Raw genomic sequence first — 21,921 nt, forward strand, 5'->3', positions numbered from 1 at the left:
AAAACGCCGCGGTTTCCCGCGGCGTTCTCGATGCGTCCGGCTGGCCGGGGAATCTCACCCCAGCAGCTTGCGTACCTTGGTCAGCGCGGTCATGAAGCGCTCGATCTCGGCGTGGGTGTTGTAGAACGCCAGCGAGGCACGGCAGGTTGCCGCCACCCCGAAGTACTGCAGCAACGGGTGCGCGCAGTGCTGGCCCGAGCGCACGGCCACGCCTTCCAGGTCGAGCAGGGTGGCCAGATCGTGCGCATGCGCGCCGTCGATCAGGAACGAGACCACCGCCGCCTTCTCCGGCGCTTCGCCGATGATGCGCAGGCCGTCAACGCGGCGCAGTTCTTCGGTGAAATGCGCAAGCAGTTCGGCTTCGCGCGCTTCCACGTTGTCCTGGCCCAGCTGCTGCAGGTAGTCGGCGGCCACGCCCAGGCCGATGAAGCCGGCGATGTTCGGGGTGCCGGCTTCGAACTTGTGCGGGGCATCGTTGAATACGGTGCCGTCGAAGCTGACTTCCTTGATCATCTCGCCACCGCCGAGGAACGGCGGCATCGCGTCCAGGTGCTCGCGACGCGCCCACAGCGCACCGGTACCGGTCGGGCCGCACATCTTGTGGCCGGTGATGGCGTAGAAGTCGCAGCCGATCGCGGCGACGTCGACCTTGCGGTGCGGCACTGCCTGCGAGCCATCGACCACGGTGATGATGCCGCGCTTGCGCGCTTCACGGCAGATCTCGCGCACCGGGTTGACCGTACCCAGCACATTGGACACATGGGTGACCGCCAGCAGCTTGACCTCGGGGGTCATCGCCGCACGCAGCGCATCCAGGTCCAGCGCGCCATCGGGGGTGATCTCGGCCACGCGGATGGTGGCGCCGGTGCGCTGCGCGACCAGCTGCCACGGCACGATGTTGGCGTGGTGCTCCATGCGTGAGACCAGGATCACGTCACCGGCCTTCAACCGTGGCAGGGCCCACGAATACGCCACCAGGTTGATGGCGAAGGTGGTGCCGCTGCACAGCACCAGGTCGCTGGGGCGCACGTTGAGGAAACGCGCCAGCTTGTTGCGTGCACCTTCGTAGGCGTCGGTGGCTTCGCTGCCCAGCGCATGCACCGCGCGGCTGACGTTGGCGTTGTAGCGGCGGTAGAACTCGTCCACCGCGCCGATCACCTGCACCGGCTTCTGGCCGGTGTTGGCATTGTCGAAATAGACCAGCGGCTTGCCGTGCACTTCGCGCATCAGCAGCGGGAAGTCGAGGCGGACGCGGTCCCAGTCGAGGGCGCCGCTGGGGGTTTCGATCGGGCGCGGGGTGGACAGGTTCATGCCACACCCGCCTCGGCCAGGGCCTTGTCCAGGCGGCGTGCCAGCTGCTCGCGCAGCGCGTCGGGCAGCACCTTCAGCGGTTCGTGGCAGAACGCGGCGCTCAGCAGCGCCTGCGCCTGGGCCTGCGGCAGGCCACGCGAACGCAGGTAGAACAGCGCATTGGCATCGAGCTGGCCGACGGTGGCGCCATGGGCGGCCTTCACTTCATCGGCGTCGATCACCAGCGTCGGCTGGGTATCGATCTCGGCGTCTGCCGACAGCAGCAGGTTCTTGTTGGACAGGTTCGCATCGGTGCCGTCGGCGCCTTCGCGGATCTGGATGCCACCATGGAACACCACGCGGCTGCGGTTGGCGGCGACGCCGCGCCACAGCAGTTCGCAGCTGGTATCGCGGGCGATGTGATCGATACCCAGGCGGGTCTCGACGTGGCGGCGGCCAGTGCCGAGCAGCACGCCATTGGCGGTCAGCTGGGCGTTGTCGCCTTCCAGGCGCACGTTCAGTTCATGGCGGCTGAGCGCGGCGCCCAGTTCCAGGTCCACACGGTGGTACTGGGCATCGCGTGCCAGCACCGCGTCGGTACGCAGGAAGCTGGTCTGGCGCGCGCTGCCGGCCTGCACGCGGGCATGCTTGAGCACGGCATCGCGGGCGACATGGGCGTGCAGCACGGTGTTGTCCAGGTGCGCCGAATCGCCCACGCTGAAGCGGTGTTCGACCACGCCCAGGCTGGCGCCGGCACGCAGTTCGATCAGGTGGCGGTGGTGCCAGGCCAGATCGGTATCACCGGCGACGCTGGCGAACACCAGTTGCAGCGGCGATTCGACCTGCACGTCTTCGTCGACACGCAGCACCACGCCTTCATCGGCCAGTGCGGCGTTGAGGCGCGCGAAGATCTCCTCACTGCGCTCGTAGCGGCGACCAAGGAAATGCACGGCATCCTCGCCAGCCGCCAGCGCAGCCGACAGCGGCTGCAACTGCACGCCGGCCGGCAGTGCCTGCACATCGCTCAGCGCAGCATCCAGGCGGCCGTTGACGAACACCAGGCGCGGCGCCGGGATGTCCTCCAGCAGCGCGGCATCCAGTGCCGGCGGGGCCAGCGGTGCGGCGGCGAACGCACGGCGCTCCAGCTGGCGCAGCGAGGTGTACTTCCAGGCTTCGTTGCGGGCGGCCGGCAGGCCGTCACGCAGGGCCGCGTCGAGCACTTCACGGCGCGCATCGCTGCCGCAGAAGGCCTGGGCCATCGAGTCGAGCAGCGCGCTCATCAGACCGCCGCCTCGCGCACCACGCGATCCTTGAGGAAATCGTAGCCGTGCGCTTCCAGTTCCAGCGCCAGTTCCGGGCCGCCGGTCTTGACGATGCGGCCATCGGCCAGCACGTGCACTACGTCCGGCTTGATGTAGTCCAGCAGGCGCTGGTAATGGGTGATGACCAGGAACGAGCGGTCGGCGGCACGCAGTGCGTTGACGCCGTCGGCCACGCTCTTCAGCGCGTCGATGTCCAGGCCCGAATCGGTCTCGTCCAGGATCGCCAGCTTCGGCTCCAGCACAGCCAGCTGGAAGATCTCGTTGCGCTTCTTCTCGCCACCGGAGAAGCCCTCGTTGACGCCACGGTGCAGCAGCTCGTCCTTCAGGTGCAGCACGGCCAGCTTCTGGCGTACCAGCTTGAGGAACTGCATGGAATCCAGTTCGTCTTCGCCACGCGCCTTGCGCTGCGCGTTGAGTGCGGCACGCAGGAAGTAGGTGTTGTTCACGCCCGGGATTTCCACCGGGTACTGGAACGCCAGGAACAGGCCGGCGGCGGCGCGCGCTTCCGGGTCCTGGTCGAGCAGGTCCTTGCCTTCGAACTGCACGCTGCCTTCGGTCACTTCATAGCCGTCACGGCCGGCCAGGACATTGCCCAGGGTGGACTTGCCGGCGCCGTTGGGGCCCATGATGGCGTGCACCTGGCCGGGCTTCACGTCCAGCGACAGGCCCTTGAGGATTTCCTTGTCGCCGATGCGGGCGTGGAGGTTTTCGATCTTCAGCATGGTGGGGGTTCCGTGGGGCGGGCCGTGGCCCGCCGGTAAAGAGAATGCGTTTGCGAGGGGGCAGGGGGCGGGCGATCAGCCCACCGAACCTTCCAGCGAGACTTCCAGCAGCTTCTTGGCTTCCACCGCGAATTCCATCGGCAGTTCGCGGAACACCTGCTTGCAGAAGCCGTCGACGATCATCGACACCGCGTCTTCCTGGCTGATGCCACGGGCGCGGCAGTAGAACAGCTGGTCGTCGGAAATCTTGGAGGTGGTGGCCTCGTGCTCGACGGTGGCGCCGGGGTTCTTCACCTCGATGTAGGGGAAGGTGTGGGCACCGCACTGCTTGCCGATCAGCAGCGAATCGCACTGGGTGTAGTTGCGCGCGCCATCGGCATTGCGGTCCACCTTGACCAGGCCACGGTAGGTGTTCTGGCCGCGGCCGGCGCTGATGCCCTTGCTGACGATCTTGCTCTTGGTGCGCTTGCCGACGTGGATCATCTTGGTGCCGGTGTCGGCCTGCTGGCGGTGGTGGGTCAGTGCCACCGAGTGGAATTCGCCCACCGAATCGTCGCCCAGCAGCACGCACGACGGGTACTTCCAGGTGATGGCCGAACCGGTCTCGACCTGGGTCCAGGTGACCTTGCTGCGCGCGCCACGGCATTCGGCACGCTTGGTGACGAAGTTGTAGATGCCGCCCACGCCGTTCTCGTCGCCCGGGTACCAGTTCTGCACGGTGGAGTACTTGATCTCGGCATCTTCCAGCGCGACCAGTTCCACCACCGCCGCATGCAGCTGGTTCTCATCGCGCATCGGCGCGGTGCAGCCTTCCAGATAGGACACGTAGGCCTTGTCCTCGCACACGATCAGGGTGCGCTCGAACTGGCCGGTGTGGCCGGCGTTGATGCGGAAGTAGGTGCTCAGTTCCATCGGGCAGCGCACGCCCTTGGGAATGAACACGAAGCTGCCGTCGGAGAACACCGCCGAGTTGAGCGCGGCGAAGTAGTTGTCGCCGACCGGCACCACGGTGCCCAGGTACTGGCGCACCAGTTCGGGGTGCTCCTTGATGGCCTCGGACATCGAGCAGAAGATCACGCCCTTCTCGGCCAGCTCCTTGCGGAAGGTGGTGCCGACGGAGACCGAGTCGAACACCGCATCCACCGCCACCCCGGCCAGCTTGGCGCGCTCATGCAGCGGCACGCCCAGCTTGTCGTAGGTGTCGAGCAGTTCCTTGGGCACGTCGTCCAGCGAGGCGTACTTCGGGCCCTTCGGCGCGGAGTAGTAGCTGAGCGCCTGCAGGTCGATCGGCGCGATCTCCAGCTTGGCCCAGTCCGGCATCGGCATGGTCAGGAAGTGGCGGTAGGCGTCCAGGCGCCACTGCGTCATCCACTCCGGCTCTTCCTTCTTGGCCGACAGGGCACGGATGGTGTCCTCGTCCAGGCCGGCCGGAAGCGAGTCCGATTCGATCTCGGTGATGAAGCCGGCCGAATACTTGCGGCCGAGCTGCTCGTGGATCTCGCGGTTGGGGGCGTCGTCGTGGGCGACGTTTTCGATGGTTTCGGTGGCCATGGGGGGCTGCCTACGGATCAGGAGACGACGTCGACAGCGATGGTGCGGCGCTGTTCGTCATCGACAAGGGGAAGGGGGCAGGATCTGGGCCAGGCTGACATCGCGCAGGGCCTCGGATACCACATCGTTGATCAGCCGCCAGCTGCTGCGCGCGCCGCACTTGGGCGCCATGCCGCACTGGTGGTGGTCGTGGCTGCATTCGGTCAGGGCCAGCGGCCCTTCCATCGCTTCGACCACTTCAAACAGCGAGATCTCGAGGGCCGGGCGGGTCAGGCGGTAGCCGCCACGCACGCCGCGCAGGCCCTCGACCAGGCCGGCCTGGGCCAGCGGCTTGAGCACCTTGCTGACGGTGGGCGGTTCCAGACCGGTGAATTCAGCCAGTTCGGTGGCACTGAGCACCTCGCCCGGGCGGGCGGCGAGCACGGTCAGTACGACGGTGGCGTAATCGGTGAGCTTGGTGACGCGCAACATGGGGATGCGAGTGGTTCTTAAAGCGGACTGAAATTGTACGCTTTTCTTCGCCGCCATCCAACCCGGGTATTCAGCCGGCGCTGGGGCCTGGCCGGGAGCACACACCGGGGCCGTTGCCGGGGGCGCCATGCTGCGCTACCGGGGTGATTTTCGCAATCACCCGGAATGGGCGAGAATCCCCCTTCCTTTCGCTGCAAACAGCCCGTGCCGATGCCGAAGAAGATCCAAGCCCGCAAGTCCGCCATCCATGGCAACGGCGTGTTCGCCGTGGCCCCGATCAAGCAGGGCGAGCGCGTGATCCAGTACAAGGGCCTGCTGCGCAGCCACGGCGACGTCGATGCCGATGACAGCGGCGATGTCGAAAGTGGTCATACCTTCCTGTTCACCCTCAATGACGACTGGGTCATCGATGCCAACTACAAGGGCAACGATGCGCGCTGGATCAACCACAGCTGCGACCCGAACTGCGAGGCGGTGATCGAGGAGGACGAGGACGGTGACAGCCGCGGCGACAAGGTGTTCATCGAGGCGCTGCGCGATATCAAGGCCGGCGAAGAGCTGACCTACAACTACGGCATCGTGCTGGCCGAGCGCCACACCGCGAAGCTGAAGAAGATCTGGGAGTGCCGTTGCGGCTCGCCCAAGTGCACCGGCACCATGCTGCAGCCCAAGCGCTGACAGGAATCGTAGAGTCGAGCTTGCTCGACTCTACGAGCAAAGGGCAGTCGAGCAAGCTCGACTCTACGAGCAAAGGGCAGTCGAGCGAGCTCGACTCTACGAGCAATGGGCCGTCGAGCGTGGCTCGACTCTACAAATGGCCTGGCGCTACCTCATTTGCCGAGGATGCCAGCCGGCACCAGGTTGCCCAGGTTCTGGTTGAAGGTCACCACCAGCTTGCCGTTCTTGACCTGCGCCGACTGCACCTGCAGGGCGCCCAGCACCCCGGCCACGGCCGGGTCCAGCTTGTAGATCGGTTCGCGCTGGGCGTAGTCGCTCAGCCATGCGTTGAGCAGGCCGCGGGTGCGCGAATCAAGGCGGCCGCCCTGGTTGGCCGGGGTGAAGTCATCCACGCTCGGCTGCTGCAGGTGGAAGCCCTGGGTCTGCGCGTCGTAGCGCAGGCCGCTGCTGAGCTTGACCGTGCCGAGCTTGGCCGGATTGCCGCCAGCGGTGGCCAGCGCCACGTCCATGCCCAGGTTCAAGCGTTCGCCAGCCGGCAGGCTCAGTTGCGGGTGGCTCATGGTCAGCGCGATCAGCCCACCCAACGCATCCTGGGTGCGCGGGAAGCTGCCGTCGAGGTACTGCTGCACATCGCTGGCGCCGACCGACAGTTCGCGGCCGGAAATCGAGGGCGCCGCCTGCGCGCCGATCGCCGCGGCGATCAGTACGGTGGACGCGGCGAGGCGGGTCATCAGGGAACGCAGGCGCATGGTGGTGACCGATGGCGGAATGGATGAAGGACAGAGTAGTCCTGCTGGCTGAATCGTGCGTGCATGCCGTTGCAACGGTTCAGTCCAGCGATGGCCGCAGTTGCGCCGACTGGATCTGCCAGGCGCGCCCATCGGCGCTGGGCTGCACGCGGTACCAGCCGCCGAAGCGGAAGGTGCCGTTGGCGGTGAGGGCGCGCACCTGCACGGGAACTTCCAGCAGCCGTGGTGGCTGCTGGCCATCGCGGGCGATCGGCAGTTCGGTGCTCAGGCGCATGCTGCGCACGCCCTCCAGCTGGCGCAGCGCGGCATCGTCGGCACGGGCGTCGTCGCTGGGAGGGAACGTCCAGGCGGCGTCGGCGGTGGCACGGTCGCGGTTGAGCAGCGCCATCACGTAGCGGTCCAGCAGCGCGGCCGGTGGCTCGGCATCGGCATCGACGGCGGCGAACAACGGCGCGACGGCCGGCGTCTGCAGCGCGGGCAGATCGGCTTCTGCGCGCGCCGTGGCGCTGCCCGCGTCGGTAGCGGTGGCAGGTTTGCCCGCAGGGTCCTGTGTCGTGGCGGGCCGGGAACAGCCCAGCAGCAACAGGGGGACGACCAGCAGCAGTTGGCGGTACATGCCTGCCTCCTCCCCGAGGCAACCTGGAAGGCGGCAGTGTATCGATTCCCTGGCCGTCAGCGCGAGGAGGGCAGTTGCTCCAGCGCGTCCAGCGCGGCCAGCGTCTGCGCGGCAACGGCGGCCAGTGCGTGGCCTTCGCTGCCGGCGTGGCGCTGCACGATGTCGCGCAGCAGCTGTGCCGCGATCACCAGGGTGGCGCGTTCGTCGCCGCCCAGCCCGGCCGTGCGCGGTGCGGCTTCCAGCAGGCGCATCAGGTCGCGGCTGGCGCGATGCTCCAGTTCGATGGTGCAGCGCCCGGTGCACTGCACCCCGTCCTTTTCGATGGGCGTCACCGAGATGCGGTAGCGGGTGGAGGGGCTGGCCATGGGGGATGCTCGCCGTAGCTGTGGAGGATGTGCCCACCATAGGCAAGCACGCGGCCGGCGGCGACGGCCGGCGCTGCACGCAGTGTTCCACCCGGTACGTTCCGCCGCTGCGGCAGGTGGGGCGCGGCCAACAGTGGCGGGCCTGCACAGGGGATGACGCAGGCCGGGAAACGCTGTGTTGCGGCCGATGGAGCCACGCGCGGCGGGGTTCCGCGCAGCCGTGGCGCGGGCAAAAAACGGGACGGCCAAGGCCGTCCCGTCGCGAACCAGCAGAAGGGTACGCGCTTACAGCGCGGCGTCCTTCAGCTTCTTCAGCGGGCGCACCTTCAGCTTGGTGGTGGCCGGCTTGGCGGCGAACCACTGCTCTTCCTTGGTGAACGGGTTGATGCCCTTGCGCTTCGGCTTGGCCGGCACATTGACGGTGGTGATCTTCAGCAGGCCCGGCAGGGTGAAGGAGCCAGCGCCCTTCTTGTGCACCGAGGAGGCGACTGCGCCTTCCAGCGAGGCCAGCACCGCGCGGACGTCCTTGGCGACAACGCCGGACGCTTCAGCGATGTGTGCAACCAGGCCCGACTTGGTCAGCACTTCCTTGATCGGCTTCGGAGCGGCCGGCTTGGCGGCTGCCTTCGTCGCGACTTTCTTCACTGCCTTCTTCGGGGCAGCCTTCTTAGCGGTCTTTGCCATGGTTTCCTGTTCCGTGAACGGTTGGTTGTTTGGTCGGCGCCGAACCCCGTCGGCAAGCGCAATGTAGGGCAACTCTCGGGCGCCGCCAATAGCCCGAAGTGCGGAAAGTGCATGTTTTTTCATATCCAGGCCGATTCAGTACATGGCCGGTGGTGGGGGATGGGGGCGCTCGGGCATGCCCGGTGGCGGCAGCCCGGAGCAGGGTGAAATGCGCGAAACCACTGAAATCAAGGGAAAAATGCGTGACGGCCTGGCGAGCAGACGTCCATCCGCAGCGCGCGCGGCGGACGCTCTGGCTGCGGCGGAGCGACGCAGGGCTAACGCGCCGCGTGCGAGGGTGAGCGTTCATCACCACCACGCAGGAGCCGCACGAATGGGAATCTCACGACACGCCACCGCGCACTGGGAAGGCGATCTGAAGTCGGGAAAGGGCCAGTTGAGCACGCCGCAGAGTGGCCTGCTGGACAAGACCCGCTACGGCTTCAACAGTCGTTTCGGTGAGGAAAAGGGCACCAATCCCGAAGAGCTGATCGCCGCCGCGCACGCCGGCTGCTTCACCATGGCGCTGTCGGCCAAGCTCGGCGAAGCCGGGTTCACCCCGACCTCGCTGGATACCGAGGCCAGGGTCGATCTGTCGCTGGAAGGGGGCCGCAACTGTCGCAGATCCGGCTGAAGGTGAAAGCGGTGGTGCCGGGCATCGACGCGGCCGCGTTCCGTGCCATCGCCGATGACGCCAAGCAGAACTGCCCGGTGTCCAAGGCACTGAGCGCGGTGCCGATCAGCCTGGAAGCCGAGCTGGGCTGAGCGGGTAGTGCCGGCCGCTGGCCGGCAATCGCACGATGCTGAAGCCAAGGTGGCAGCCGGCCAGCGGCCGGCTCTACCCTCCAGCAGCAATCACCAATCAAGGGTGCCGGTAATCACCGTCTGCACCTGGCCGCCCGACCAGACCTCTCCGTCCTCGTCGACCCGCAGCGTCAGGCGCGCATCATGGCCGACCTCGCGGCCCTGACTGACTTCGAACGGTGCACGGCCACGCGGCAGCGCATCGCGCAGGTCCAGCCACGCGGCCAGCACGGCGTTGGCGGCGCCCGAGGCGGCGTCCTCGAAGCGGCGTCCATTGCCGACGAAGGCGCGTACCGCCAGGTCGAAGCCCTCACGGCCATCGCAGAAGGCATAGGCGAACACGCCCATGCTGTCGGTCGATTCGGCCAGCGAGGCCACCGCGTCCCAGTCCGGGCGCAGCGCGCGCAATGCCGCTTCATCGGCCACCTGCACCACCCACCAGCTGCGGCCGCCCTGCATGCGTGCCGGTGGCAGCGGGCCCAGCGGCCAGCCCTTCAGCGCCGCCTGCAGCCGCGGATCGCTGGCCTCGGCGGTCTCGGCCAGCTGCGCGCGCGGGGTGCGGATGGCGATGCGCTGCTGGCCGCCTTCGCCACTGACGCGCAGCGGCAGCGCGCCGGCGATGCCGTCCTGCACCAGCACACCGTCCACCGGCACCGCCAGGCCCGCCTTGAGCACCGCATGCGCGGTGCCGACGCTGGGATGGCCGGCAAACGGCACTTCCTTCTGCGGGCTGAACATGCGCAGCCGGTAGCTGGCGCCGGGCGCCTGCGGCGGGAACACGAAGGTGGTCTCGGGCAGCCGCGTCCAGCGGGCGATGGCCTGCATCGCGGCATCGTCCAGGCCTTCGGCATCCAGCACCACGGCCAGCGGATTGCCGGCGCCGGCGCGCGGGGAGAACACATCGAGCTGCAGGAAACGGCGTGCGGACATCAGGGATAGCTCCAGCGAAATGGGGAAATGGTAGCGCGGGGCCATGCCCCGCGAGCGCGCATCGCGGCGCGGTGATGCCGCCGGGCATGGCCCGGCGCTACCAGTGGATGTGGCCTTCGATGACCGGCTGCACCTGGCCGCCGATCCACACGCTGCCCTGCGCATCAACCTGCACCTGCACGCGGCCATCGCGGCCGACTTCGCGGCCCTGGCTGGCCACGTAGCGGCCCTCGTGGCCGGGCAGGGCATGGCGCTGCCGCAGCCAGGCGCCGATCAGCGCATTGGCGCTGCCGGTCACCGGGTCCTCAGGTACGTTCACCGCGTCGCCCGGGCAGAACGCGCGCACCACGCGGCTGTGGTCGGTGGCGGCTTCATCGGCGAACACGGCAACGCCGGTCGCGCCGGTGGCATTGGTCCAGTCACGCAGCGCTGCCATGTCCGGGGCCAGGCCGCGCACGGCGGCGGCATCGCGCAGCGGCAGCAGCCACCAGCGCGGGCCGTTGTCCCACAGTTCCGGCCGATGGCCGGCGGCGACCAAGGCCAGCAGCGGTTCCGGTACCGCGCCGGGCGCGGTCGGCAGCTGGCGCGCCGGTGGGCTGGCCAGTTCGATGGTCGGCGCATCGGCGTTACCCCTCACCCGCACCGGCAACAGGCCGGCGGCGCACTGCTGGACCAGCGCGCCGCCCGCGCGCGGGGTGGCCAGGCCGCAGGTGACCGCTGCCCAGGCCGCACCCACGCTGGGGTGCCCGGCAAACGGCAGCTCGCTGCCCGGGGTGAAGATACGGATGTGGTAGTCGGCGCCCGGGGCGCTGGGGTGCAGGAAGAACACCGTCTCGGACAGGTTCAGCCAGGCAGCGAGCGCCTGCATGCGGGCGCTGGACAGCGCGTCGGCGCCCAGCACCACGCCCAGCGGATTGCCGCTGCCGGGGTGGGGGGCGAAGACATCCAGCTGCAGGTAACGGAAGGCGGCCATCGGCGGGTCCATTGGGCTTAGAATCGAAGGTTCCGCCCCCACGGGCGGCTTCCCCACATTACACATAGCCTATCCATGTCAGCTTCCCCCTTGTCGATCGTTGGATCGTACTGAAGTTCGGCGGCACCTCGGTGTCGCGTCGCCACCGCTGGGACACGATCGGGAAGCTGGCGAAAAAACGCGCGGAAGAGACCGGCTCGCGCGTGCTGGTGGTGGTTTCGGCACTGTCGGGCGTCACCAATGAACTGACCGCGATCGCCGACGGTGCGCCGGACAGCCGTGATCGCGTGGCGGCGCTGGTCGAACGCCATGAAGGCTTCCTGGACGAACTGGGGCTGGGCCGCGAGGTGCTGGCCGAGCGCCTGGCCGCGCTGCAGAGCCTGCTTGACAACGCACGCGCGACCGGCCGTCCGCTGGACTGGCAGGCCGAAGTGCTGGGCCAGGGCGAGCTGTTGTCCTCCACGCTGGGCGCGGCCTATCTGCGCGCCTCGGGCCTGGACATGGGCTGGATGGATGCCCGCCAGTGGCTGGACGCGATGCCGCCGCAGCCGAACCAGAGCGACTGGTCGCAGCGCCTGTCGGTGAACTGCCAGTGGCGTGCCGATGCGGAGTGGATGCAGCGCTTCCGCGCACAGCCGACCCGCCTGCTGATCACCCAGGGCTTCATTTCCCGCCACGCCGATGGCGGTACGGCCATTCTTGGCCGGGGTGGCTCGGATACCTCGGCGGCGTATTTCGGTGCACTGCTCGGCGCCAGCCGCGTGGAAATCTGGACCGATGTGCCGGGCATGTTCAGCGCCAACCCGAAGGATGTGCCCGACGCGCGCCTGCTGACCCGCCTGGACTATTACGAAGCGCAGGAAATCGCCACCACCGGTGCCAAGGTGCTGCACCCGCGCTCGATCAAGCCGTGCCGCGACGCCGGCGTGCCGATGGCCATCCTCGATACCGAGCGCCCGGAACTGCCGGGCACCAGCATCGATGGCAATGCCGCGCCGGTGCCGGGCGTGAAGGCGATCAGTCGCCGCAACGGCATCGTGCTGGTGTCGATGGAAGGCATCGGCATGTGGCAGCAGGTCGGCTTCCTGGCCGATGTGTTCGGCCTGTTCAAGAAGCACGGCCTGTCGGTGGACCTGATCGGTTCGGCCGAGACCAACGTCACCGTGTCGCTGGACCCGTCGGAGAACCTGGTCAACACCGATGTACTGGCCGCGCTGTCGGCCGACCTGTCGCAGATCTGCAAGGTCAAGGTGATCGTGCCGTGCGCGGCGATCACGCTGGTGGGCCTGGGCATGCGTTCGCTGCTGCACAAGCTGTCGGACGTGTGGGCCACTTTCGGTCGCGAGCGCGTGCACATGATCTCGCAGTCGTCCAATGACCTGAACCTGACCTTCGTCATCGACGAGGCCGATGCCGATGGTCTGCTGCCGATCCTGCATGCCGAGCTGATCGACAGCGGCGCGATGCCGGTGGAAGAGACCGAAGTGTTCGGCCCGCGCTGGCGCGAGATCGCCGGCAGCGTGCGCCCGCGTGGCACGCCGTGGTGGCGTGGCCAGCGCGCGCACCTGCTGCAGCTGGCCGATGCCGGCACGCCGCGCTATGTCTATCACCTGCCGACGGTGCGCGCCCGCGCCCGCGCGCTGGCGGCGATCAAGCCGATCGACCAGCGCTACTACGCGATCAAGGCCAACAGCCACCCGGCCATCCTGCAGCTGCTGGAGGCCGAAGGCTTCGGCCTGGAGTGCGTGTCGCACGGCGAGCTGAAGCACGTGTTCCAGCATCTGCCGGAACTGTCGCCCAAGCGCGTGCTGTTCACCCCCAGTTTCTGCCCGCGCAGCGAGTACGAAGCGGCGTTCGCGCTCGGCGTCACCGTCACCATCGACAATGTGGAAGCGTTGCAGCGTTGGCCGGATCTGTTCCGCAACCGCGAACTGTGGCTGCGCGTCGACCTGGGCCGGGGTGAGGGCCACCATGCCAAGGTGCGCACCGGCGGCAAGGAGTCCAAGTTCGGCCTGCCGATCGCCCGCGTGGACGAGTTCGTGCGCGCGGCCACCGAGCTGGGCACCCGCGTGGTGGGCCTGCATGCGCACCTGGGCAGCGGCGTGGAGACCGCGCAGCACTGGCGCCTGATGTGCGATGAGCTGGCTGGTTTCGCGCGCCGCATCGGCAGCGTGCAGACCATCGACATCGGCGGCGGCCTGCCGATTCCGTACTCTGCCGAGGATGAGCCGTTCGACCTTGAGGCCTGGGCCGAAGGCCTGGCCGAGGTCAAGGCACTGCACCCGGCGTTCCGCCTGGCGATCGAGCCGGGCCGCTACCTGGTGGCCGAATCGGGCGTGCTGCTGACCCACGCCACCCAGGTGGTGGAGAAGGACGGCGTGCGCCGCGTCGGCCTCGACGCTGGCATGAACGCGCTGATGCGCCCGGCCCTCTACGACGCCTGGCACGACATCGAGAACCTCAGCCGCCAGGGCGGTTACGCCGAAGCGGCGTTCGATGTGGTGGGCCCGATCTGCGAATCCAGCGATGTGTTCGGCAAGCGCCGCAAGCTGCCGGTGTCCACCGCGCCGGACGATGTGATGCTGATCGCCGATGCCGGCGCCTACGGTTACGTGATGGCCAACACCTACAACCAGCGGCTGTTGCCGCGCGAGGACGTGATCGAGTGATCACCACGCGCGCCCTGCACCCGCCCACCGACACGCCCCGCGCTGCTGCGCGGGCCCGTGCCTGACCGGATACACCATGACTGCTTTCGATAAACACCAGGTTTCCTGCTTCCGCTTCGTCCGCTGCGAATTTGCCGCGGATACCGGCGTGGCCCGGCTGGTCTACGCCTTCGATGACGGCCCGGAGATGGTGGAGACCATCACCGTGCCCGGCGCACCGTTCGTGCTGGATGATGCGCGCGCCGCTGCCGTGCAGCGCGCGCTGCAGCTGCTGCACCTGATTGCCGGTGTCAGCTACTACAAGGCGGGTGTGCCGGAGACGGTCAGCATCGACAGCTATGCCATCGATGCCGATACCGCCGCCCTGGTGGAAACGATCTACCTCAATGGTCTGGGCGAATTCGCCTACCGCAACGGCCTGAACCTGCGCGGGCGTTTCCGTCTGCCGGTGCAGGGCCAGGCGGTGCAGGCGCCGGTGCTGGGCCTGCAGCCGCACGCGCTGGTGGCCATCGGCGGCGGCAAGGATTCGCTGGTCAGCATCGAAGCGTTGCGCCGTGCCGGCGTGGACGAAACGGTGACCTGGATCGGCGGCTCGCAGCTGATCCGCGCCTGCGCCGAACGTACCGGGCTGCCGACCCTGAACCTGGGCCGCGCGCTGGCCCCGGAACTGTTCGAGCTCAACCGCCAGGGCGCGTGGAATGGCCACATCCCGGTCACTGCGGTGAACTCGGCGATCATGGTGCTGGCCGCGCTGCTGCAGGGCGTGGACCAGGTGGTGTTCTCCAACGAACGTTCGGCCAGCTATGGCAGTCAGATTCCGGGTACCGGTGAAGTGAACCACCAGTGGTCCAAGGGCTGGGCCTTCGAGCAGGCCTTCGGCAACTACGTGCAGCAGCAGGTGGCCGCCGATCTGCAGTACTACTCGCTGCTGCGCCCGATGTCCGAGCTGGCGGTGGCCCGCCAGTTCGCCAAGACCGATTTCTACGACGCGCATTTCTCCAGCTGCAACCGCAATTTCCACATCCTGGGCGAGCGCCCGGTGAACCGCTGGTGCGGCGTCTGCCCGAAGTGCCATTTCGTGTTCCTGGCGCTGGCTCCGTTCATGCCCAAGACCCGTCTGGTGCGCATCTTCGGCCGCAACCTGCTGGACGATGCCGAGCAGGCCGGTGGCTTCGATGCGCTGCTGGAATTCCAGGACCACAAGCCGTTCGAGTGCGTGGGCGAAGGCCGCGAATCGCGTGCGGCGATGGCGACCCTGGCGCAGCGCCCGGAGTGGAAGGAAGACGTGCTGGTGAAGCGCTTCTGCAACGAGATCCAGCCGCAGTTGGAGGCGGCCGAACTGGAACTGGCACCGCTGCTGCAGCTGCAGGGCGAGCACCGCATTCCGGCTGCGCTGTGGGAACAGGTGCGTGAAGATTTCGCAGCTTGAAGGAAAGCGCGTCGCGCTGTGGGGCTGGGGACGTGAGGGCCGTGCGGCGTTTGCCGTGCTGCGCGCTCGCCTGCCTTCGCTGGCCTTGAGCCTGTTCTGCCCGGCGGCCGAGGCCGAGGCGGCGCGCGCCGAAACGCAGGGCGGGCTGGACGTGCGCGGCGAGCCTTCGGCGCAGGCACTGGCGGCGTTCGATGTGGTGATCAAATCGCCCGGCATCAGCCCCTATCAGCCGATCGCGCTGGCGGCTGCAGGGCAGGGCACCGCCTTCATCGGCGGCACCGCACTGTGGTTTGCCGAACACGCCGGCGCCGATGGCATCGTGCACGACACCGTGTGCGTGACCGGCACCAAGGGCAAGAGCACCACTACCGCGCTGGTCGCACACCTGCTGCGCGCCGCCGGCCATCGCACCGGCCTAGTTGGCAACATCGGCCTGCCGCTGCTGGAAGTGCTGGACCCGCAGCCGGCGCCGGAGTACTGGGCAGTGGAGCTGTCCAGCTACCAGACCGGCGAAGTGGCGCGCAGTGGCGCCCACCCGCAGGTGGCGGTGGTGCTGAACCTGTTCCCCGAACACCTGGACTGGCACGGCAGCGAGCAGCGTTACATTGAGGACAAGCTGCGCCTGGTGACCGAAGCGGCACCGCGCATTGCCGTGCTCAACGCCGCCGACCCGCACCTGGCCGCACTGTCGTTGCCTGACAGCGACGTGATCTGGTTCAACCAGCCGCAGGGCTGGCACATGCGCGGCGACGTCGTGCACCGCGGCGGACAGCCCGTATTCGATACCCGCAACACGCCGCTGCCGGGCCGCCACAACCGCGGCAACCTGTGCGCGGTGCTGGCCGCGCTGGAAGCGCTGGGCCTGGACGCGGTGGCGCTGGCTCCGGCGGTGCAGGATTTCCGTCCGTTGCCGAACCGCCTGCAGCGCATCGGCGTGGCCGATGGCCTGACCTACATCAACGATTCGATCAGCACCACGCCGCACGCCAGCCTGGCCGCGCTGGAGTGCTTCGCCGGCCAGCGCATCGCGCTGCTGGTCGGCGGGCACGATCGTGGCCTGGACTGGACCGATTTCATGCAGCACATGGCGCACGACGTGCCGCCGGTGGAAATCGTGACCATGGGCAGCAACGGCCCGCGCATCCACGCCATGCTGCAGCCGCTGGCCGATGCCGGCCGCTTCGGTCTGCACGCGGCCGGTGATCTGCCGGAGGCGATGGCGCTGGCGCGTGCCGCGCTGGGTACGCAGGGCGGGGTGGTGCTGCTGTCGCCGGGCGCGCCGAGCTTCGGCGCCTACCGCGACTACGTGGCGCGTGGCCGCCATTTCGCCGAACTGGCCGGGTTCGACCCGGACAGCATCAGCGCGATTCCGGGGTTGGGCATCGGCTGAGGGGGCGGCTGAGGGGGCAGATCCCTTTCCGCAGGAAAGGGCTCTGGCCCCGCCATGGAATTACCATGGGCTTCCCCGGACGGATCCGGACACCCGCATGTGCACCTTCATCACCCTGTTCCTGCCGACGTCGTTTCCGCACGATGAGGCCGCCGCGATCATGCAGCGCAGCGGCCGACGTCTGTTCGCCCAGACATCGCCCAGCCTGCAGGCCGCGGTCGGGCCCGGATGGCAGCCGTGGCTGAGTGCCACGCACTGCGATTGCGGGACGGCGCTGGCATCGGCAGGTGCGGCGCCGGAATGGAAGGGCGATGCCGAACGCTGGCGGAAGAAGGGCTGGAGCGAGGCCAAGATCGCCCGCGCGCAGGCCGAGCAGACGGCGCGGCACGCGCAGGATCTACAGGTGCGTCGCGATGAAGCGCTGGGCGATGCCGACCAGTGGCTGCTGCGCATCGACGCGCTGCTGCGGTCCGGCGCCACGCGCATTGGCCTGCTGGTGCGTGACTACGACGGCGCGGTGGGGGCGCGGCAGGCCAAACCGCCGGAACGTTGTTGGTCGTGGACGCAGATGACGGCGGCGGATCTGCTGGCGTTCGAGCCGGGCACGTTGCATTGGGTCGAACGCGGGTAGTGCCGGCCGCTGGCCTGCAACCCCCGGGGAAACCCATCCACGCATGGCGTGGATCTACTGTAGAGCCGAGCCCACGCTCGGCTGGGTCTCAATCATCGTGCCGGATGAACGCGTAATCGCGATCAATCAGCTGCTGCAGGTACGCATCAAAGCTGGGGGCGATCACCACATAGCTGTCCGGATCGTGCAGGTAGCGCACCACCTGGCCGACGGTGCCGCCCGGCGCGGGATCGAAATCCAGGTACAGCTTCGAGGTACCGCCGTTGTTCGCGCAGTGCGAGAAGCACAGTCGACGGTCCATCGGCAGATCGGCATCGATGCCGTCGCCGAGGATCTCCGGTTCGTCATCCAACCATTCCTCGTAGATCGAGCGGATGCTGTCGTCCCACTGCTGCTGGTCCTCGAAGATCTGCGCCACCGAGCGCAGGTAGTACGGGTAGCCGCCGTCCTCCACGTCCGAGCCCAGCATCAGCACGCAGACCTCGCCACCGGGATATTCGCGGAAGTGCGTGCCGTCGACCCGTGACAGCAGCGCCAGCAGACTGCCCGGCACCTGCGGCCACTGCGCGCGCAGGCGTTGCAGGTCCTCGCTGCTGGCGCCCTGCACATGGGCCCACTGCGGCGCGTCATCGGCGGGCAGGCGTGGGATCAATCCCGACAGAAAGCGATCGACAAGGTTCATGCCAAAAAGGGACGGAGGGGATCAAGTCGTATCCCACCACACCTGCGTCACGCCGCCAAGGCAGAATGCGACGCGGGAGGGGCGAATACGGCTTAATCCCCTCCGTCCCCTTTTTCTGCGGAGCAGGCGCATGAAACGTTGGCGATGCGGTGTGGCGATGGTGCTGGGGCTGGCGGCGATGCCGGCGTGGGCGGCGATGAAGACCCAGCCGGTGGAGTGGAAACACCAGGGCACGACCTTCAGTGGCGTGCTGGTCTATGACGATGGCGAGCACGACAAACGCCCGGGCCTGGTGATGGTGCCGAACTGGAAGGGCGTGAACGAATCGGCCATCGAGAAGGCCAAACAGCTGGCCGGTGACGACTACGTGGTGCTGGTGGCCGATGTCTACGGCAAGGGCGTGCGGCCGAAGACCGATGCCGAGGCCGGCCCGGTGGCCAGCAAGCTGCGCAATGACCGGCCGCTGCTGCGCGCACGTGCGCTGGAGGCGGTGAACGTGCTCAAGGCGCAGGCCGGCAAGGTGCCGCTGGATGCCAGCCGGATCGGCGCGGTCGGGTTCTGCTTCGGCGGCACCACGGTGCTGGAACTGGCCCGTGCCGGTGCGCCATTGGCCGCTGTGGTCAGCCTGCATGGCGGATTGGGATCGCCGTTGCCGGCACAGGCCGGTGGCACGCACCCGTCGGTGCTGGTGCTCAACGGCGCCGACGACAAGAGCGTGACCGCAGAGGACATCGCCGGTTTCCAGAAGGAAATGGACGCGGCCAAGGTCGACTGGGAGTTCACCAACTACAGCGGCGCGGTGCACTGCTTCGCCGAGCGCGATGCCAACAGCCCGCCGGGCTGCCAGTACAACGAACGGGCGGCCAAACGCGCGTGGAAGGCGCTGGATGAGTTCTTCGAGGAGCGCTTCCGGTAAACAAACGCGTGCCGACCAACGGTCGGCACCCACCGATGTTCCAGTGCCGACCAACGGTCGGCACCCACGGGAATGCCGGTTTGGTGGGTGCCGACCGTTGGCCGGCACGCCTCCCCATCAATGCGAGCGCTGCACCGCGTAGCGGGCCAGGCCGCGCAGGGCGGCCACGGCGTCGTTGTCGCCCAGCCCATCCAGCGCGCGCTCGGCGGCCTCAGCGTATTCCTCGGCACGCGCGCGGCTGTACTCCAGGCCGCCGGTGGCGCGGATCGCGGCCAGCACTTCCGGCATCGCCGAGGCATCGCCGTCCTGCACGATGGTGCGCAGGCGCTCGCGGGTGGCGTCGTCGGAATGGGCCATGGCGTGGATCAGCGGCAGCGTCGCCTTGCCTTCGGCCAGATCGTCGCCCAGGTTCTTGCCCAGCTCGTCGGCGTTGGCCGAGTAGTCCAGCACGTCGTCGGCGATCTGGAACGCGTAGCCCAGGTGCATGCCATAGTCGAACAGGGCCTGCTGGGTGGCCTCGTCCACGCCGCTGGCCAGCGCGCCCAGACGGGTGCCGGCGGCAAACAGCACCGCGGTCTTGCGCTCGATCACGCGCAGGTAGGCGGCTTCGTCGGTGTCCGGGTTATGCACGTGCAGCAGCTGCAGCACCTCACCCTCGGCGATGCGGTTGGTGGCATCGGCCAGGATCTGCATCACCGACATGCGCTCCAGCTCGACCATCAGCTGGAAGCTGCGCGAGTACAGGAAGTCGCCGACCAGCACGCTGGGCGCATTGCCCCACAACGCATTGGCGGTGCTGCGGCCACGGCGCAGGCTGGATTCGTCCACCACGTCGTCGTGCAGCAGGGTGGAGGTGTGGATGAACTCGATGATCGCCGCCAGCTGGTGGTGGTCCGCGCCGACGTTGCCGACCGCGCGGCCGGCCAGCATCACCAGCATCGGGCGCAGGCGTTTGCCACCGGCGGAAATGATGTGGTCGGCGATCTGGTTGATCAGCACGACGTCCGAGGACAGCCGGCGCCGGATCAGGGCGTCGACGGCAGCCATGTCGGCTGCGGCAAGCGACTGGATCTGGGGCAGGCCCAGGGCGGGGCGGGTGTCTTCGGTGATGGTCATGCGATCAGGCTTTCAGGCTCACCGCTGATTATAGGCGTTGGCCGTGAATTCGGGCGCAAAGTGTGCCGGCCCGGCCGGTCGGCCCGCGGCGGCCGGCCGCCTGCGTGAATACGTATGCAGGCTGCGCCATGCCCGCAAGGCCACCGCTAAGCTTGCCGGAACAGGATTTCGGCCCGCTTCCGGCGGGCCCTGCATGCCCGGAGGGGGCTGTCGATGTCGCACTATCCATGGTGGCGCGGAGCCGTCATCTACCAGATCTACCCGCGCAGTTTCCTCGACGCCAACGGCGATGGGGTAGGCGACCTGCCCGGCATCATCGAGCGCCTGGACTACATTGCCGCGCTGGGCGTGGACGCGATCTGGATTTCGCCGTTCTTCAAGTCGCCCATGGCCGACTTCGGCTACGACATCGCCGATTACCGCGACGTCGACCCGCTGTTCGGCACCCTGGATGACTTCGATCGCCTGCTGGCCAAGGCCCACGGGCTGGGCCTGAAGGTGATGATCGACCAGGTGCTGAGCCATACCTCGATCGAGCATTCCTGGTTCCGCGAGAGCCGCCAGGACCGCCACAATCCGAAGGCGGACTGGTACGTGTGGGCCGACCCGCGCGAGGACGGCACCCCGCCCAACAACTGGCTGTCGCTGTTCGGCGGCTGCGCCTGGCAGTGGGAGCCACGCCGTGAGCAGTACTACCTGCACAATTTCCTGGTCGACCAGCCGGACCTGAACTTCCATCACCCGGAGGTGCAGCAGGCCACGCTGGACAACGTGCGCTTCTGGCTGGACCGCGGCGTGGACGGCTTCCGCCTGGATGCGATCAACTTCTGCTTCCACGACGCGCAGCTGCGCGACAACCCGCCCAAGCCGGCGGAGAAGCGGGTGGGGCGAGGCTTCAGCCCGGACAACCCGTACGCGTACCAGTACCACTACTACAACAACACCCAGCCGGAGAACCTGCCGTTCCTGGAGCGCCTGCGCGCGCTGCTGGACCAGTACCCGGGCGCGGTCAGCCTGGGCGAGATCTCCTCGGAGGACTCGCTGGCCACCACCGCCGAGTACACCCGGGACGGTCGCCTGCACATGGGCTACAGCTTCGAGCTGCTGGTGGACGACTACAGCGCGGCCTACATCCGCGACACGGTCTCGCGCCTGGAAGCGGCGATGACCGAAGGCTGGCCGTGCTGGGCGGTGTCCAACCACGACGTGGAGCGGGCAGTCAGCCGCTGGGGCGGCCATCCGGCCGATCCGCGCCTGGCGCGGATGCTGGTGGCGCTGCTGTGCTCGCTGCGCGGCTCGGTCTGCCTGTACCAGGGCGAGGAACTGGGCCTGGCCGAGGCCGAGGTGCCGTTCGAGGCGTTGCAGGACCCGTATGGCATCACGTTCTGGCCGAACTTCAAGGGCCGCGACGGCTGCCGCACCCCGCTGCCGTGGACCGAGGCGCCGCTGGCCGGCTTCACATCCGGCCAGCCGTGGCTGCCGATCCCGGCCGAGCACCGGGCGGCGGCGGTGTCTGTGCAGGAACCGGCCCCAGCGTCGGTGCTGTCCGCCTTCCGGGCGTTCCTGGCCTGGCGGGCCACCCAACCGACGCTGCAGCATGGCAGCATCCGATTCGTCGAAAGCGCCGAGCCAGTGCTGCTGTTCGAGCGTATGCTTGCAGATGAAACCCTCCTGCTGGCCTTCAACCTGTCGGCCGAGGCGGTGAGCCATCCGCTGCCGCCGGGCAACTGGCAGCAGGTGGCGGTACCGGGCCCGGATGCGGGCACGGTGCAGGGCAATGAACTCCAGCTGCCGCCGCGCGCGGTGATTTGCGCCCGACGCAGCTGACCGTTTTCTCCGGTGGCGGTACTTGCGGGGACGGGGCCGAAGCGCCCCGTCCCTTTTTTGTGGGTAT

At 68.1% G+C, this 21,921-nt stretch carries 19 protein-coding genes and 2 pseudogenes; 8 read left to right on the forward strand and 13 right to left on the reverse strand.

All coding sequences use genetic code 11. From position 1 onward, the window contains the following. Nucleotides 1-54: 54 nt before the first annotated feature. The 5 genes and pseudogenes from N4G47_RS03585 to N4G47_RS03605 form a co-directional block, all read right to left on the reverse strand. Complete coding sequence (locus N4G47_RS03585; protein WP_475285255.1) at nt 55-1,311, reverse strand: cysteine desulfurase; 1,257 nt, start codon at nt 1,309-1,311, stop codon at nt 55-57. Beyond that, on the reverse strand, nt 1,308-2,570 hold the full coding sequence (sufD, locus tag N4G47_RS03590) for a Fe-S cluster assembly protein SufD (RefSeq protein WP_475285257.1): 1,263 nt from the start codon (nt 2,568-2,570) through the stop codon (nt 1,308-1,310). The genes N4G47_RS03585 and sufD overlap by 4 nt, the downstream gene beginning before the upstream one ends. Next, a complete protein-coding gene (gene sufC / locus N4G47_RS03595; RefSeq protein WP_249844783.1) occupies nt 2,570-3,334 on the reverse strand; it encodes a Fe-S cluster assembly ATPase SufC in 765 nt (254 codons plus the stop codon). The genes sufD and sufC overlap by 1 nt, the downstream gene beginning before the upstream one ends. A gap of 75 nt (nt 3,335-3,409) precedes the next feature. Beyond that, complete coding sequence (gene sufB / locus N4G47_RS03600) at nt 3,410-4,885, reverse strand: Fe-S cluster assembly protein SufB (protein WP_249844782.1); 1,476 nt, start codon at nt 4,883-4,885, stop codon at nt 3,410-3,412. Nucleotides 4,886-4,902: 17 nt separating this feature from the next. Then, nucleotides 4,903-5,356: pseudogene (locus tag N4G47_RS03605) on the reverse strand (SUF system Fe-S cluster assembly regulator). Nucleotides 5,357-5,566: 210 nt separating this feature from the next. On the opposite strand from N4G47_RS03605, the gene N4G47_RS03610 reads away from it, so the two are divergent. After that, nucleotides 5,567-6,034: an SET domain-containing protein gene (locus tag N4G47_RS03610; RefSeq protein WP_108748844.1), complete on the forward strand. Its 468-nt coding sequence runs from the start codon at nt 5,567-5,569 to the stop codon at nt 6,032-6,034. A 152-nt stretch (nt 6,035-6,186) separates the two neighbouring features. Here N4G47_RS03610 and N4G47_RS03615 read toward each other — a convergent pair whose 3' ends face one another. From N4G47_RS03615 to N4G47_RS03630, 4 genes are all read right to left on the reverse strand, one after another. Beyond that, nucleotides 6,187-6,783 (reverse strand): DUF1439 domain-containing protein, encoded by a 597-nt coding sequence (locus tag N4G47_RS03615; protein WP_249844780.1) that lies wholly within the window; start codon nt 6,781-6,783, stop codon nt 6,187-6,189. A gap of 79 nt (nt 6,784-6,862) precedes the next feature. Then, the gene (locus N4G47_RS03620; RefSeq protein ID WP_475285260.1) at nt 6,863-7,399 is read right to left on the reverse strand and encodes a hypothetical protein; all 537 of its coding nucleotides are present in this window, start codon (nt 7,397-7,399) and stop codon (nt 6,863-6,865) included. Between the two features lie 56 nt (nt 7,400-7,455). Next, entirely contained in the window at nt 7,456-7,764 is a 309-nt protein-coding gene (locus N4G47_RS03625; RefSeq protein ID WP_107230117.1) for a DUF3861 family protein, read from the reverse strand. A gap of 285 nt (nt 7,765-8,049) precedes the next feature. Beyond that, nucleotides 8,050-8,448, reverse strand: a complete 399-nt coding sequence (locus tag N4G47_RS03630) for an HU family DNA-binding protein (protein WP_053516661.1) — start codon at nt 8,446-8,448, stop codon at nt 8,050-8,052. A gap of 373 nt (nt 8,449-8,821) precedes the next feature. On the opposite strand from N4G47_RS03630, the pseudogene N4G47_RS03635 reads away from it, so the two are divergent. Further along, a pseudogene (locus N4G47_RS03635) lies at nt 8,822-9,252 on the forward strand (OsmC family protein). A 90-nt stretch (nt 9,253-9,342) separates the two neighbouring features. On the opposite strand, the gene N4G47_RS03640 reads toward N4G47_RS03635, so the two are convergent. Both N4G47_RS03640 and N4G47_RS03645 read right to left on the reverse strand, forming a co-directional pair. Then, complete coding sequence (locus N4G47_RS03640) at nt 9,343-10,221, reverse strand: PhzF family phenazine biosynthesis protein (RefSeq protein WP_475285263.1); 879 nt, start codon at nt 10,219-10,221, stop codon at nt 9,343-9,345. A 97-nt stretch (nt 10,222-10,318) separates the two neighbouring features. After that, nucleotides 10,319-11,194, reverse strand: coding sequence for a PhzF family phenazine biosynthesis protein (locus tag N4G47_RS03645; RefSeq protein ID WP_475285265.1), 876 nt, complete (start codon nt 11,192-11,194; stop codon nt 10,319-10,321). Between the two features lie 71 nt (nt 11,195-11,265). Here N4G47_RS03645 and N4G47_RS03650 point away from each other — a divergent pair, with 71 nt between their 5' ends. The 4 genes from N4G47_RS03650 (at nt 11,266) to N4G47_RS03665 (ending at nt 17,313) form a co-directional block, all read left to right on the forward strand. Then, nucleotides 11,266-13,863, forward strand: coding sequence for a bifunctional aspartate kinase/diaminopimelate decarboxylase (locus N4G47_RS03650; protein ID WP_475289885.1), 2,598 nt, complete (start codon nt 11,266-11,268; stop codon nt 13,861-13,863). Nucleotides 13,864-13,939: 76 nt separating this feature from the next. Further along, entirely contained in the window at nt 13,940-15,292 is a 1,353-nt protein-coding gene (gene murL / locus N4G47_RS03655; RefSeq protein WP_475285267.1) for a UDP-N-acetyl-alpha-D-muramoyl-L-alanyl-L-glutamate epimerase, read from the forward strand. Continuing rightward, nucleotides 15,273-16,682: a UDP-N-acetylmuramoyl-L-alanine--D-glutamate ligase gene (gene murD, locus N4G47_RS03660; RefSeq protein ID WP_475285269.1), complete on the forward strand. Its 1,410-nt coding sequence runs from the start codon at nt 15,273-15,275 to the stop codon at nt 16,680-16,682. Before murL ends, murD begins: the two co-directional genes overlap by 20 nt. Nucleotides 16,683-16,779: 97 nt before the next feature. Beyond that, entirely contained in the window at nt 16,780-17,313 is a 534-nt protein-coding gene (locus N4G47_RS03665) for a hypothetical protein (RefSeq protein ID WP_475285271.1), read from the forward strand. An 88-nt stretch (nt 17,314-17,401) separates the two neighbouring features. On the opposite strand, the gene N4G47_RS03670 is transcribed toward N4G47_RS03665, so the two are convergent. Beyond that, nucleotides 17,402-17,995 carry an SMI1/KNR4 family protein gene (locus N4G47_RS03670; protein ID WP_475285273.1) on the reverse strand — a complete coding sequence of 198 codons (594 nt, stop codon included), beginning with the start codon at nt 17,993-17,995 and terminating at the stop codon, nt 17,402-17,404. A gap of 130 nt (nt 17,996-18,125) precedes the next feature. Between N4G47_RS03670 and N4G47_RS03675 the strand changes: the two genes are divergently transcribed. Further along, nucleotides 18,126-18,911, forward strand: coding sequence for a dienelactone hydrolase family protein (locus tag N4G47_RS03675; protein ID WP_475285275.1), 786 nt, complete (start codon nt 18,126-18,128; stop codon nt 18,909-18,911). 117 nt (nt 18,912-19,028) lie between these two features. On the opposite strand, the gene N4G47_RS03680 is transcribed toward N4G47_RS03675, so the two are convergent. Then, nucleotides 19,029-20,027: a polyprenyl synthetase family protein gene (locus N4G47_RS03680; RefSeq protein WP_249844769.1), complete on the reverse strand. Its 999-nt coding sequence runs from the start codon at nt 20,025-20,027 to the stop codon at nt 19,029-19,031. Between the two features lie 213 nt (nt 20,028-20,240). Between N4G47_RS03680 and N4G47_RS03685 the strand changes: the two genes are divergently transcribed. Continuing rightward, nucleotides 20,241-21,854, forward strand: a complete 1,614-nt coding sequence (locus tag N4G47_RS03685; protein WP_475285278.1) for an alpha-glucosidase — start codon at nt 20,241-20,243, stop codon at nt 21,852-21,854. The last annotated feature ends 67 nt before the right edge of the window (nt 21,855-21,921 follow it).

This window comes from Stenotrophomonas sp. GSD10 (assembly GCF_056172695.1).